8 protein-coding genes are annotated in these 13,256 nt (G+C 54.5%); 4 read left to right on the forward strand and 4 right to left on the reverse strand.

Features of this window, described 5'->3' with window-relative positions; genetic code table 11:
- Positions 1-208: 208 nt before the first annotated feature.
- The 4 genes from gyrA (at position 209) to PORUE0001_RS03965 (ending at position 7,022) form a co-directional block, all read left to right on the forward strand.
- On the forward strand, positions 209-2,791 hold the full coding sequence (gene gyrA / locus PORUE0001_RS03950) for a DNA gyrase subunit A (protein WP_007365166.1): 2,583 nt from the start codon (positions 209-211) through the stop codon (positions 2,789-2,791).
- Positions 2,792-2,855: 64 nt separating this feature from the next.
- The gene (locus PORUE0001_RS03955; RefSeq protein WP_007365163.1) at positions 2,856-4,058 is read left to right on the forward strand and encodes a tetratricopeptide repeat protein; all 1,203 of its coding nucleotides are present in this window, start codon (positions 2,856-2,858) and stop codon (positions 4,056-4,058) included.
- Between the two features lie 163 nt (positions 4,059-4,221).
- The gene (locus PORUE0001_RS03960) at positions 4,222-5,493 is read left to right on the forward strand and encodes a type IX secretion system plug protein domain-containing protein (protein WP_007365178.1); all 1,272 of its coding nucleotides are present in this window, start codon (positions 4,222-4,224) and stop codon (positions 5,491-5,493) included.
- 17 nt (positions 5,494-5,510) lie between these two features.
- Positions 5,511-7,022, forward strand: coding sequence for a GH3 auxin-responsive promoter family protein (locus tag PORUE0001_RS03965; RefSeq protein WP_039865562.1), 1,512 nt, complete (start codon positions 5,511-5,513; stop codon positions 7,020-7,022).
- A 95-nt stretch (positions 7,023-7,117) separates the two neighbouring features.
- Here the strand turns inward: PORUE0001_RS03965 and PORUE0001_RS03970 are convergent, their stop codons facing one another.
- The 4 genes from PORUE0001_RS03970 to PORUE0001_RS03985 are packed head-to-tail and all read right to left on the reverse strand — an operon-like array spanning position 7,118 to position 13,119.
- Positions 7,118-7,420 (reverse strand): PG0541 family transporter-associated protein, encoded by a 303-nt coding sequence (locus tag PORUE0001_RS03970; RefSeq protein WP_007365137.1) that lies wholly within the window; start codon positions 7,418-7,420, stop codon positions 7,118-7,120.
- Positions 7,421-7,423: 3 nt separating this feature from the next.
- The gene (locus tag PORUE0001_RS03975; protein ID WP_007365197.1) at positions 7,424-10,546 is read right to left on the reverse strand and encodes an efflux RND transporter permease subunit; all 3,123 of its coding nucleotides are present in this window, start codon (positions 10,544-10,546) and stop codon (positions 7,424-7,426) included.
- A gap of 33 nt (positions 10,547-10,579) precedes the next feature.
- Positions 10,580-11,632: an efflux RND transporter periplasmic adaptor subunit gene (locus PORUE0001_RS03980; RefSeq protein WP_007365172.1), complete on the reverse strand. Its 1,053-nt coding sequence runs from the start codon at positions 11,630-11,632 to the stop codon at positions 10,580-10,582.
- A gap of 35 nt (positions 11,633-11,667) precedes the next feature.
- Positions 11,668-13,119 carry a TolC family protein gene (locus PORUE0001_RS03985; RefSeq protein WP_007365130.1) on the reverse strand — a complete coding sequence of 484 codons (1,452 nt, stop codon included), beginning with the start codon at positions 13,117-13,119 and terminating at the stop codon, positions 11,668-11,670.
- Positions 13,120-13,256 lie beyond the last annotated feature (137 nt).

Consider the following 13,256-nt stretch of genomic DNA (forward strand, 5'->3'; position numbering starts at 1 on the left):
AAGCCCAGGACGTAAGTCTTCTGCCGAGCATCTTACTGAGGCGGATAGAGATATTTTTCGTAACTTAGCCTTCTGAAAGTAGAGGTCTCTCTAAAGCTGTCAGCCCGACTAGTGGCACCAGCTGAGTGAGCATGGCTGACGAGGAGGAATTGGATCTGAGTGCGTCTGCCAGCCTCTACGACCAAGCGAATAAAACACAATTGACTCTATGGAAGATAGTATAGATAGGATTATCCCAGTGGACATTGAGGACGAAATGAAGACCTCTTACATTGACTACTCAATGTCTGTCATCGTATCTCGAGCGCTACCCGATGTACGCGACGGTCTCAAGCCGGTGCATCGTCGTGTACTCTACTCGATGAATGAGAGTGGCAACACTTACAATAATCCTACCCGCAAGTGTGCACGCGCCGTCGGTGACATCATGGGTAAGTACCACCCCCACGGTGACAGCTCCGTATACAATACATTGGTACGTCTCGCTCAGGGCTGGAACATGCGCTACCCGCTCGTACAGGGGCAGGGTAACTTTGGCTCTATCGACGGGGACTCGCCCGCTGCGATGCGTTACACTGAGTCGAGGCTCAATCAGTTTGCCCAGGAGATGCTCCGTGATATTGACATGGAGACAGTTGACTTTCAGGACAACTTCGACGGGGACTTCAAGGAGCCGACAGTCCTTCCTTGTCGTATCCCTAACCTTCTGATCAATGGTGCTGCCGGTATCGCCGTCGGTATGGCGACCAATATGGCTCCGCACAATCTTACGGAGACACTCAACGCTTGTATCGCTTACATTGACGCTCGTGGTGAGATTACGGTCGATGAGTTGATGCAGTATGTCAAGGCTCCAGACTTCCCCACGGGGGGTGTCATCTACGGCTACGAGGGGGTCAAGGAAGCTTTCCGCACGGGACGTGGACGTATCGTCATACGTGGCAAGGCGGACATAGAGGAGTACCACAGCCATGAGCGGATCATCATCCGTGAGATACCCTATCAGGTGCGCAAGAGCGACATGGTCGCTAAGATTGCCCAGCTGGTCAACGAGAAGAAAATCGACGGCATCAGCGACATCTCCGATGAGTCGAGCAATAAGGGTATCCGCATTGTCATAGATATAAAGAAGGACGCCAACGCTGGTGTCGTACTCAACTACCTATATAAGTACTCCGACCTGGAGAGCTACTTCAGCGTCAATAACATTGCACTAGTCAATGGTCGCCCTCGTCAGCTCAACCTTAAGGATCTCATCGGTCACTTCGTCGATCACCGCCACGATGTGGTGACACGACGCGCCCAGTATGAGCTTCGTAAGGCGCAGGAGCGTATCCATATATTGGAGGGTTTGATCATTGCGGTAGACCACATTGACGAGGTCATACGCATTATCCGCTCTAGTGAGGAGACTCGCGAGGCTATGAATCGACTGATGGAGGCTTTCAACCTCTCGGAGCTACAGGCGCGAGCCATCGTCGATATGCGTCTACGACAGCTCACGAAGCTTGATATTGACAAGTTGCAACATGAGTACAATGAGCTCAAGGAGCGCATTGACTACTTGAACCTCTTCCTCAGCGACATCAATATGCGTATGGAGCTAATACAGGAGGAGTGCCGTGAGATCATTGAGAAGTATGGCGACGAGCGTCGCTCGGAGATCGTATACGCCTCGGAAGATCTGAATCCTGAGGACTTCTACGCCGACGAGGACATGGTTATCACCATCTCTCACCTAGGATATATCAAGCGTACGCCACTCTCAGAGTTCCGCACGCAGACACGTGGCGGTGTCGGTGTCAAGGGTGCCGACAGTCGTGACGAAGACTTTGTCGAGTACATCTACTCAGCGACGATGCACGCCACGATGATGCTCTTTACCGCTACAGGTCGTGTCTACTGGCTCAGAGTCTTTGAGATACCAGAGGGCTCCAAGAGCTCTAAGGGCAGACATATCCAGAACCTTCTAGACCTTGACGAGGAGAACCGCATCACGGCCTTCCTACGTATTAAGAACTTGACGACCGATGCGGATTTTGTCAATACGCACTACCTCGTCTTCGCTACAGAGCAGGGCTTGATCAAGAAGACACTCCTAGCTCACTACGCTAATCCTCGCAAGACGGGCGTCCGTGCGATCAACCTACGTGACGATGATCAGGTTGTTTCTGTGGCTCTCTCAAATGGTAACTGCGAGATATTCCTTGCCAACCGCAATGGACGCTGTGTCCGCTTCAACGAGCAGGAGGTCCGTCCTATGGGACGCACGGCGACGGGCGTTCGTGGTATCCGTCTTGACAATGATCCTAACGACAAGGTCGTCGGTATGGTAGTGCATCGCCTGAAGAACAGCGATGAGACCATCCTCGTCATCAGCGAGAAGGGCTACGGCAAGCGCTCACGCATCGATGACTACCGCATCACCAAGCGTGGCGCCAAGGGTGTCAAGACGATCAACGTGACCGACAAGACGGGTCAGCTCATCGATATACGTGCCGTAGAGGACGACGACAACATTATGATCATCAATAAGAGTGGTGTCGCCATCCGTCTCTCTATGGAGCAGGTACGTGTCATGGGACGTGCTACTCAGGGAGTCAAGATGATCGACCTCAATAAACGTTCGGACGAAATCGCATCTATATGTAATGTAGTGGCCGAGGAGGAGGAGCCAGAGCTCGTAGACGAGGCTGACCTAGACGATCCCTCAGAGTTTGTCCCACAGGAGGAGGATCTCAATGACTTTGACGACTCTCCTGCACAAGATGAGGAGAGTAGCGAGGATTAGCCTCCAACCGCAAGCCATCTATAATAAAGAGTAAGACAACAAACTAGTAACACCAATTTAGAATATGAAGACAACACGTAAAGTAACCCTAGTGCTACTCGTGCTGATGAGTGCACTGACACTTGGATGCGCACAGACCTCCAACGTCAGAGGTGCTGACCGTCTATCCGATGCTAGCAAGCCAGACTATCCTGGAGCTCGCGCCCTAATCCAACAAGCTCTAGAGAATCCAGAGACCAAGGACGATGCCAAGACTTGGTACACAGCGGGACTCATTGAGGAGCGTGCCTTCACTGGCGAAAATCAAAAGAGCCTCAAGAATGAGCCTCAAGACCTGCCTAGCATGTACAAGGCTCTCCTAGATATGCACGCATACTACACGAAGACTTATGAGGTCGATCACCAGCCCAACGAGAAGGGCAAGGTACGTCCTAAGTTTGAGAAGAAGATTGCTAACGCATACAAGGACAACCTCCTCTACTACATCAATGCAGGAGGATACTACATGGAGCAGAAGGACTTCAAGAATGCGCTCAAGGCATTCCAGTCATTCAGAGAGATCAAGCGCTCTCCCCTATTCGAGGGAGAAAAGTTCGCTCAGACAGACTCCAACTCGCTGATGGTTGACTTTTTTGCCATCATCACCGCTTATCAGGCTGGCGACAAGCAGCTAGCTATTAAGTACGGTGAGGAGCTCAAGGGCAGTGGTTACCGTCAGAACGAGGTCTACCAGATACTCGCTCAGACCTACATTGAGGAGGGCGACACGACTAACTATATCTCGACGATGCGCGAGGGGCTCCAGCTCTTCCCCAAGGAGCCATACTACTCCGTCAACCTGATCAATACCTACATCGTACAGAACAAGTATGACGAGGCACGAACCTTCCTCAACCAAGCTATCGAACTCAATCCTGAGAACCCCCAGCTCTATGACGTGATGGGCAAGCTCTACGAGGGTAGTAACGAGGAGGAAGCCATCAAGTGGTTTACCAAAGCTCTAGATATAGATCCTAACTATGTCGAGTCTCTATGCAATATCGGACGAGTCTACTACAATCAGGCTGTAGCTCTCTCTGACAAGGAGGAGGGCGGTGCAGCAGTTGCTCAGAAGAAGCGCAACGAGCTTCTCAACAAGGCGCTTCCCTACCTTGAGAAGGCTTACAGCATCAATCCGGATGCTTCTTACTACCTCCTTGGGAACATCTACTACGCACTGGGCAACAACGCTAAGTACGAGGAGATCCAAGCTGCTCACGGCAACTAATCACTAGTCTACGCTAGCGCTCTAGCTAGCCAACTGACAATATAGGAGACAGATCCACACTGCGGGGTCTGTCTCCTTTTTGTTTGCTCTCTGCGAAGGCACATAACGAGAGTATGTCCGTGGACTCTTGGTCATTCCATCAAAGAGCTGTAACTTTGGGACGATGAATAAGCTATGGACGCTTTGCTTGCTCCTCCTAGCCCTTGCCAGCTCACTCTCAGGAGGAGAGATATTCCCGCATCACATCTACACGACAGAGGTACAAACTCTACAGTGTCAGGTGTGGCGTGACGGGGAGCCAGTCGCTATACCCTATCCAATCGCCCGCTTGGCTAGTAGCGATGAGGAGATCGTGGTGAGCTTTGACCTCGCAGACCCTGTCCCGCATCGCATTCACTACCAGCTGGAGCTGTGCGATGCCGACTGGCAGGTCAATGACCGTATGGCGCTCAGCGAATATCTCGATGGCTGGATCGGAGCGCGCTGGCAGACAGACGAAAGCACCCCTTCTGAAGCCACGAGCGTCGCTTACCGTCACTACGAGCTACGCCTCGGAGGTGCCTCCGTACTACAACCGCTCCTCTCGGGCAATTACCGCCTCACCGCTTGGTGCGAAGAACTGCAAGAGGAGCCTATCTTCGTCACCAGCTTTGCTCTTTACGAACCTCTCGCCGAGGTCGCTCAGCAGGTAGTGCCGACAACGCCTCAGGGCAACTACTCCCGCTTTCAGCAAGTGGAGCTAGAGCTAACCTTTTCCCCCACACTAGCCAGCGACCCGCTCACGGAGCTACTCGTGACTGTCGGCCAAAACGGTTCCTCCACCCGCTACCAGCGACTCACTCGCCCCACCTCCCTCGCTCCTGGGCGTCTCACCTTCAGAGGCCATGACGGAGCCACCTTTGCTGCGGGCAATGAGTGGCGAGCCTTCGAGATTTTGTCTCCCTATCAGGCGAATATGGGCGTGGAGCACCTGAATAGTCAGGAGACGCCCCCCGAGGCTTACCTTTATCTAGACCGCCCGACAAGCGGTAGCTACATCACAGTCCCCGATGCCAATGGGTATCGCAAAGTTCGCCAGACAGACTACGACCCGTACTACGACGAGACCATGACAGATTACTATCTTGTCACCTGGCGACTGGCTCTAGATGACCCACTCAGGTATGGTACCCCGCTCATCGAGGGAGCTGCCTTTGACGCACTGCCTAAGGAGCAGCGCACGCTACGCTACAACCGCGAGACAGGGCACTTCGAGCTGTCGCTCCTCGTCAAGGGGGGCTACGTCAGCTACCGATATAGCACCTCGCCATCTCCCGCTCCTCTAGCCAGCAACGCTATCGAGGGCGACTATTACCAGACAGAGAACCAATACACTACCCTCGTCTACCTCATCTCCCCCATGCTACGCTATCAGAGATTGGTAGCCGTAAAGTAATCCCCAGCTGTAAAACTATGGACAGAAAGACCGCAACCATCTATCGCCTCATGTACCTCCGGCTCAAGAGCATCGAGCGGTACGCTAAGCAGAGCGAAGCTATCCAAATGCGTCAGTTCAAGCGCATCATGCGTGTACTACGTGGCACCGCCTACGAGCAGTCCCTCACGAGTGAGCCTATCCGCACCTACAGCGACTACCAGCGCATCGTCCCGATCGTTGAGTACGAGGAGCTGCGTCCCTGGGTAGAGCGTATGCTACAGGGAGAGCGCAATCAGCTCATCAAGGGTAGCTGTCGCTGGTTCGCCACCTCCAGTGGCACCTCGGGAGGTCGTAGCAAGTACCTTCCCGTACCTGGGTTGCATCTGCAGAGTTGCCACTATCAGGGAGCCAAAGATGCGCTCTGGCTTTACCTAGACACACGACCCGACAGTGAGTTCTTTGCACACAAGAGCTTAGTCATCGGGGGAAGCCACAAGCCCACCGCTTTTGCCGCAGGCACCCACACGGGCGACCTCTCCGCCATATTGGTGGAAAACATGCCTGCCCTAGGCGAATGGCATCGCGTTCCCTCGAAGCAAACCCTCCTCATGAGCGAATGGACCGCCAAGATGCGACAGATCGTCCAGGAGGTCGCAACAGCAGACGTGGGCAGTCTCTCGGGCGTGCCGAGCTGGATGCTCGAGACCATCATGGCGATCCTAGAGCATACAGGACGGGAGAACCTTTCAGAGGTGTGGCCTCACCTCGAGGTCTTCTTTCACGGGGGCATCAGCTTCGATCCGTACCGTGAGCGGTACCGTCAGATCATCCCGTCCGAGCGGATGCAGTACCGTGAGACCTACAATGCGAGCGAGGGCTTCTTTGGCATTCAGGATGACCCCACCTCTAGCTCTATGCTCCTGATGCAGGACTACGGCATTCTCTACGAGTTCATCCCGATGTCTCAGTTTGACGCACCCGACCGTCAGGCTATACCGCTAGCCGACGTACAGAAAGGGGTCAACTATGCGCTCGTCATCTCCACCCTCGGAGGGCTTTACCGCTACATCATCGGCGACACAGTCATGTTCACCGAGTTGCACCCCTACAAGTTCATCATCACGGGACGTACGCAGAGCTTTATCAATGCCTTCGGCGAGGAGCTGATGGTCCACAACACGACCACAGCCATCTCACGCGTCGCTCAGGAGATGGGCGTCACGGTGCTAGACTACACGGTGGCACCGCGCTTCTGCCTAGACACGGCGAATGGCTATCACGAGTGGATCGTAGAGTTTGAGACGCCGCCAGCCGATCCAGAGCACTTCATCGAGCGCATTGACCAAGAGCTCCGCACGCTCAATAGCGACTATGAGGCAAAGCGCTATGCCAATATGGCGCTCCTAATGCCCCGTCTGGTGGTTGCTCGGAGAGGGCTCTTCAACGACTGGCTCGAGGAGCAGGGCAAGCTCGGCGGGCAGCACAAGATACCCCGCCTACGGAGCAACGCCGAGCTCAACGATCGCCTCATCGAGCTCAACAAATAGCGATAACATCAGGCTACCCTCTCCACAAATACGTAGAAAGCGTCAGCCCCGTTCGTGCGAGACTGACGCTTCTTACTGTGCTAGCGCTGTATCCGTCAGATCATGTCGGTGACCTCCCAGGCGAAGGCTCGCAGACCTTGCTGGGGGTTGTCTAGATCGATCTGATGAAGTGCCGAGAGGATTCGCTCGGCTCGCTCAGCGTCCGTGATAACCATCATAGCGCCATTGGTCGTCGGCCAAGCGTGGCTCCCGAGATGCGGTTCGCCCGTTGCGGAGCCACGTCCGTAGACTTCGCTCCACTCGGTATAGCCCTTGGCATTGTGCTGCTCGAGGGTGCGTAGGACGAGCCCATGCAGGGCGCTGTTGTAGACGATGAAGAGTGCCTTTTGTCTATTCATAGCTTAGAGGTGGTTGTTTTTGAGACTTTTCTTGCGCCGACGCCGTATCTGACGGCGAGAAACCAGCGCATAGATACAGGGAATCAGGAGGAGCGTGACCAGCGTCGAGATAGTCAGACCGAAGGCTACCGTGACACCCATCGGTTGCCACATCTCGCTACCCTCTCCGATGCCGATAGCCATCGGGATCATACCGAAGACGGTCGTGAGGGTCGTCATCAGCACAGGACGCAGACGCGATGCCCCCGCATGGAGTAGCGCTGTGCGTACGGACATGCCACGCTCACGATTGAGTATGGTGTAGTCAATCAGGACGATACCATTCTTCACCACGATACCGACGAGCATGATCGCTCCGATGAAGGCAATGATGCTCAAGGGGACACCCGTCAGGAGCAAACCGAGGATGACGCCTGTAAAGGCAAAAGGCACGGAGAACATAATGACAAACGGGGAGGCCAAACTCTCAAACTCCGCAGCCATAACGATGAAGACTAGGAAGACAATGAGGAGCAGGAGCGTCCCTAAGTCTGCAAAAGCCTCTTGCTGCTGCTCGAAAGCTCCCGTGATTTCGTAGCTTACGCCCTCGGGCATATCCATCCCGTCAAGCGTCTTCTGAGCGGTGCGAACGAGATCTGAGAGGGCTGCCTTGGGCGCTGGCGTGAGGGCAATGGTGACGACACGTGAGCGGTCTTTCTGGTAAATGGCGGGGGGCGCAAAGTGCTCCTCGACCTTGCCCAGTTCACCTAGTCGTACACTCGTTCCCTGCGGGGTACGTACGAGTGTCTGAGCGACATCGTCTAGGCTGCGTCTGAACTCCGGAGCTAGTCGCACACGAATCTCATACTCCTGCCCGTCCTCACGATAGAAAGAGGCGGTAGCCCCGTAGATACTGTTGCGCAGGTAGCTAGCTACCATACTATTGGTCAAGCCATGCTCGGCGAGACGTTGCGGGTCGAAGAGGACTTGGTACTCAGGCATAAACTCATCCCGATTGCTCAGAGCCTGAGCGCAAGCTGGAGACTTCCTAATCTCTGCCATAAACGCTTTGGAGATCTGATCGGTGACGGCAAAGTCGTGCCCGTAAATATCAACATTGACAGTGCTCTGCTGCCCCCCGCCACCAGTCTGAATGGAGACGTTGTACTGCTTGATGCCAGGCGTGGCGCTTAGATCACGACGTATCTCGGCCGCAACCTCTTGCGTAGAGCGTGTGCGCTGATTCGCTTCAACGAGCTTGATACTAAAGGAGAGGATATTATCCGCATTGTCCTGAGCTAGCGTCGAGGCTCCAGACTGAAAAGCATCCGCTTGCCCCGTGGAGAACTGAAGCATCGCTATCTCGGGATACTTCTTGCGCCACTCATCGGTGAGGCGATGTCCCTCAGCGAGTGGACGGTCTATGGTTGTGCCTACGGGATAATACGCCTTGACAAAGATATATCCGCTGTCTCCCTGTGGCATGAACTCGGTCTTAACCAGCGAACCCAGCGTGAGTGATAGCACAAAGATAGCTAAGGACAAACCTACCGTGAGCCACTTGTGTCGTAGCACCCAGGCTAGCGTCCTCTGGTAAAAGAGTGTGAGTCGCTGGATGAAGTCGTTGAATGGGCGTAGGATCTTTTGCGCTACTCTCCCCTCCTGACGCTGGCGATTGGCTCGGAGCATGTGAGCACAGAGCGTAGGTGTCAGGGCAAGCGCACAGATGGTCGAGACGATCATCACGATACTGACGATCCAGCCGAGCTGACGGAAGAGCAGTCCCGCCATGCCCTGCATCATCACCATCGGGAGGAAGACCGCCAGCATCGTCAGCGTGGAGGCGATGACTGAGAGAGCCACCTCATTCGTCGCATGGACGGCAGCTTGCTTGGGATAGCTTCCCCGCTCGATGTGGTTGGTAATGTTTTCCAGCACCACAATAGCATCGTCCACCACCATACCGATGGCTATAGAGAGCGAGCTAAGCGAGATAATATTGAGCGAATTGCCCGTCAGCAGTAGGTATATGAAAGCCGAGAGCAACGAGATCGGAATCGTCAATACGATGATAAAGGTGGCGCGCCAACGACCTAAGAAGAGCAGGACGATGAACATTACGACGCAGAAGGTGATAGCAATCGTTGAACTCAGACTATTGATCGAGCGCACGATGAAGTCGCTCTGATCCATAACCACCTCTATCTTGATATCCGATGGGAGATTCTTCACAATCTGAGGGAGTGCCTTGAGGACACGCTTATTCACCTGAACCGTGTTGGCTCCCGATTGCTTCATCAGCATGAGCATAGCACCCCTTTGATTATCCACGTAGGAGAGCGTCTGTTGCTCAGGGTCGCCATCGACGACACTCGCCACGTCTCGCAGGTAGATCGTCTGACCACCGAAGCTCGTTATGGGTAGCTCCTCTAGCTGCTTCGGGTCTACGATTTCACCGATAGCTCGGAGGGAGATTTTGCTCGTCTCTAAGTTCATCGATCCTGCCGAGACGTTTCGATTTGCCACTGCTATGAGGTTGCTCACATCTCCGACCGTGATGCCGTAGCTCTCGAGTTTGTGCGGGTCGCAGTAGACATTGATCTGACGCTGCCTAGCGCCTAGTAGGTTGACGCCCCCCACCCCGTCAATGCGTCCTAGAGGGGTTATCAACTGATCGTTTAGGATTTTGTAGAGCGACTTAGAGCTAGCGTCAGACTTGATCGAGAGCATGAGGATTGGGATGTCATCCATGCCAAACTTGATAATGTTTGGCGTGCCAGCTCCGTCGGGGAGCGCCTCCGTGATAGCACTGATCTTGTCGCGGGTATCGTTGATCGCGCTTTCGATGTCCAGTCCCTCTCGGAGCTCCAGCGTGACGACAGAGACATTTTCCTTGCTTTGCGAGGTGATGTGCTTGACTCCGTTGATACCGTTGAGGACGTTTTGGATCGGCTTGGTAACGTTGTTTTCCACCTCTTCAGGAGCGGCTCCTGAGTAAGAGGTGACGATCATAATCCGATTGACCTGCATATCGGGCAGGAGGTCTATCGGCAGGCGTGTCAGGGCAAAGAGACCCAAGACGACCACCCCGACGAAGATCATGATCGTGGTGACAGGACGGCGGACGGCTGATTGATAAAGACTCATAAGCTAAAGGCAAAGTGCTGTGTGTTGGGAGGACTATTGCTGAGCCTGCGAAACCTGTACAGGCATCTGATCGGACAGGATGCTGGCTCCAGTCGTGACTACGACATCGCCTGGCGAAACGCCCTCACTGATGGCCGTGTACTTACCAATGGTACGCTCTACGAGGACCACCTGCCGATGGGCGATGCCGTCCCGTACGATGTAGACGCACTGCTCAGCACTGCCTATCTGCTTGACGATGCTCTCCGTCGGGACTACCGTGTACTCCTTGTCGCCTAGGTTGATCGAGATACGGGCGTACTGTCCAGGTACTAGCTTGCGCTCAGGATTGGTCGCCTCAATCTCCATCGTAAAGGTATGGGTCTGTGGATTGATCGTCGGATACTTCAGCGAAATCTTACCAGCAAAAGTCTCGTCAGGCAGGGACTCCGAAGTAATCGTCACAGGCATTCCTTTGGTCATCTGCCCGTAGTAACGCTCCGAGGGATTGACCCGTAGGACCACTGGGTTGACACGCTCCACAACGAGCAGAGGCATCTGCGGAGACATCATATCGCCCGCATCGTAGTTGCGCGCTGTGACCACACCCGAGATAGGGCTACGGAGCTGCGTGTTCTCCTTTATATTATTGTAGCTCGTCTGAGCCAGCGTGAGGGCTCGCCGTGTCGCCTCCCACTCCGACTGCGATATGCCACCTATCTTGTAGAGCTCGTCTATACGAGCCAGTGCGCTCTTGCGCTCCTCAACCTGTAGACGCGCCTGCTCCAGCTGGCTGTGATCCATCTCAGCGAGGAGCTGTCCACGAGAGACCTGCTGCCCCACCTCTACATAGATGCGCTTGATGCGGGAAGCCATCTGCGGTGCTATCTGGTTAGTCACCTTAGCCTCGACCGTGCTGGTGTACTCTTGTAGGTCTGGGAGCGTCTGCACCGAGACGGTCGCCACCTCTACATGCTTGATGTCTGTCGAGTCAATCGTATGCGAAAAGGAGGTCTTGCCATCCTTGCTCGCAGAGTGACAACTGGTAAGAGATAGAAGAGCTAAGCTCAGTGCTATGGGAGCAACTGTACGTATAGAGAGAAACATAGGATAGTCTGTTTGTCTTGAAATGGTTTGTATCGCTAGAAGTATCGTGTCATTCGTTTGATCGAGTTGAGACGCTCCTCGTAATCACTGCGTGGATCAGCGGAGAGCGGTGTCTCGGGGGCTATGAGTTGCTCTATCTCCACGCCCGCTATGAGGTAGTCGTAGAGCGCCTGAGTCTGATTAAGCCGAGCCTGTAGGAGCGCCAGCTCAGCATCGTTGACCTCTAGGAGCGTACCCATCCCCTTGTCGTACATACGCTGTGCGATGGTGTAGCCCCGCTCGGCTGTCGCCTGTATCTGCGTCGCCGTATTGTACTGCTCCTGAGCCTTGCGCGCTTGGTCTCGCTGATGCTGCATGCCGAGCGTGAGTGACCGCTCAGCATCTTGTCGCTGGAGCTTCAGGAGCAAGGCTCGCCCCTTGGCTTGCCGCGTAGTGTAGTAGTTCTTAAGCCCCGTGAAGAGCGGGAATTGAAACTGTAGGCTCACGACAGAAAAGGGAACCCAGAGACGACTCTTCGAGAGGTCAAAGTCGTTTGACGAGAAGTTGTAATTGTAGTTCGCCCCTAGTGATATCGAAGGCACCCAGCTCAGCTTGGAGAGCTTAATACTCTCGTCCGCTATCTGCTGCTGTAGCTCTAGCGCCCGCAAGGTTGGATTGGTTGTGAGCCAAAGCGAGTCGGTCGTCGGCACCTGCGCTATGAGTTGCTGGCTCTCGGCTTGGTAGTCCTGAAGGTGTCCCACCAGTCGCAGACCTGTGTGTGGGTCTAGTCCTAGGAGCACAGCCAACTGCATATAGGCTAGGTCAACACCCTGCTCCGCCTGCAGTACCGAGGGCTTGATATTAGCGTACTGTACCTCAGCACGCATCTTGTCATACTCCGCCACGAGCCCCGCTTCGTACCGCTGAGTGACCCGCTCGAGGTTCAGCTCCGCATTGCGCATACTCTGCTGCAACGTCTCGCAAGACTCCTGTGCGAGGAGCACCGTGTAGAAGGCTTTCTTGATCTGTCCGACCAACTCCTGACGAGACTGCGAGGCCTGCTGTAGTGCTAGGTCCACCTGCGTACGATTGATCTGTAGCGCCTGCCAGAGCGTTGCATTGACGAGTGGCATACCAGCTTGTAGTCCCAGCTGTATATTGTGCGTACGACCCACCTCAATACCGTTTTCCATGCCAGGCATAGCGCCCATACCAGGCATCCCGTCGAAGTAGATGCGCTGCTTCTTGAGCGTGTAGCCGTAGTTGCCCGAGAGCGATAGTTGCGGGTAGAGAGCGCTCTGCGCCTCCCGCTCAGCATACATTTGGTTGACCAGCGCCACATCCTTGCCCAGCACCATCGGGCTCTGCTCCAGTCCGAGAGTGATGCTCTGGTCTAGCGTCAGCACGAGCGTATCCGGTTGCTGCGCCGAGAGCGTCAGTGTAAGCAGTAATAAGCATGGTAGCATCACATAGCGCCACCCAGAGATGAGATGTTTCTGTTGCCTCATATAATAATAGGTGTATAGCGAACCCCTCTTCACAGCGCTAACGCCCGAGTCGGTTCTTGCAGGAATACCCATTTAGAGGCAAATAGGGCTTTGTCGTTTAATACGACAACGACCTTTTGATGCTCCCGTGACGTTCC

Source organism: Porphyromonas uenonis 60-3 (assembly GCF_000174775.1).
GTDB lineage: Bacteria > Bacteroidota > Bacteroidia > Bacteroidales > Porphyromonadaceae > Porphyromonas > Porphyromonas uenonis_A.

What these genes read in the sequence shown, in the direction of transcription:
- gyrA (WP_007365166.1), top strand. Translation starts at nt 209, where the DNA reads ATGGAAGATAGTATAGATAGGATTATCCCAGTGGACATTGAGGACGAA.
- PORUE0001_RS03955 (WP_007365163.1), top strand. Translation starts at nt 2,856, where the DNA reads ATGAAGACAACACGTAAAGTAACCCTAGTGCTACTCGTGCTGATGAGT.
- PORUE0001_RS03960 (WP_007365178.1), top strand. Translation starts at nt 4,222, where the DNA reads ATGAATAAGCTATGGACGCTTTGCTTGCTCCTCCTAGCCCTTGCCAGC.
- PORUE0001_RS03965 (WP_039865562.1), top strand. Translation starts at nt 5,511, where the DNA reads ATGGACAGAAAGACCGCAACCATCTATCGCCTCATGTACCTCCGGCTC.
- PORUE0001_RS03970 (WP_007365137.1), bottom strand. Translation starts at nt 7,420, where the DNA reads ATGAATAGACAAAAGGCACTCTTCATCGTCTACAACAGCGCCCTGCAT.
- PORUE0001_RS03975 (WP_007365197.1), bottom strand. Translation starts at nt 10,546, where the DNA reads ATGAGTCTTTATCAATCAGCCGTCCGCCGTCCTGTCACCACGATCATG.
- PORUE0001_RS03980 (WP_007365172.1), bottom strand. Translation starts at nt 11,632, where the DNA reads ATGTTTCTCTCTATACGTACAGTTGCTCCCATAGCACTGAGCTTAGCT.
- PORUE0001_RS03985 (WP_007365130.1), bottom strand. Translation starts at nt 13,119, where the DNA reads ATGAGGCAACAGAAACATCTCATCTCTGGGTGGCGCTATGTGATGCTA.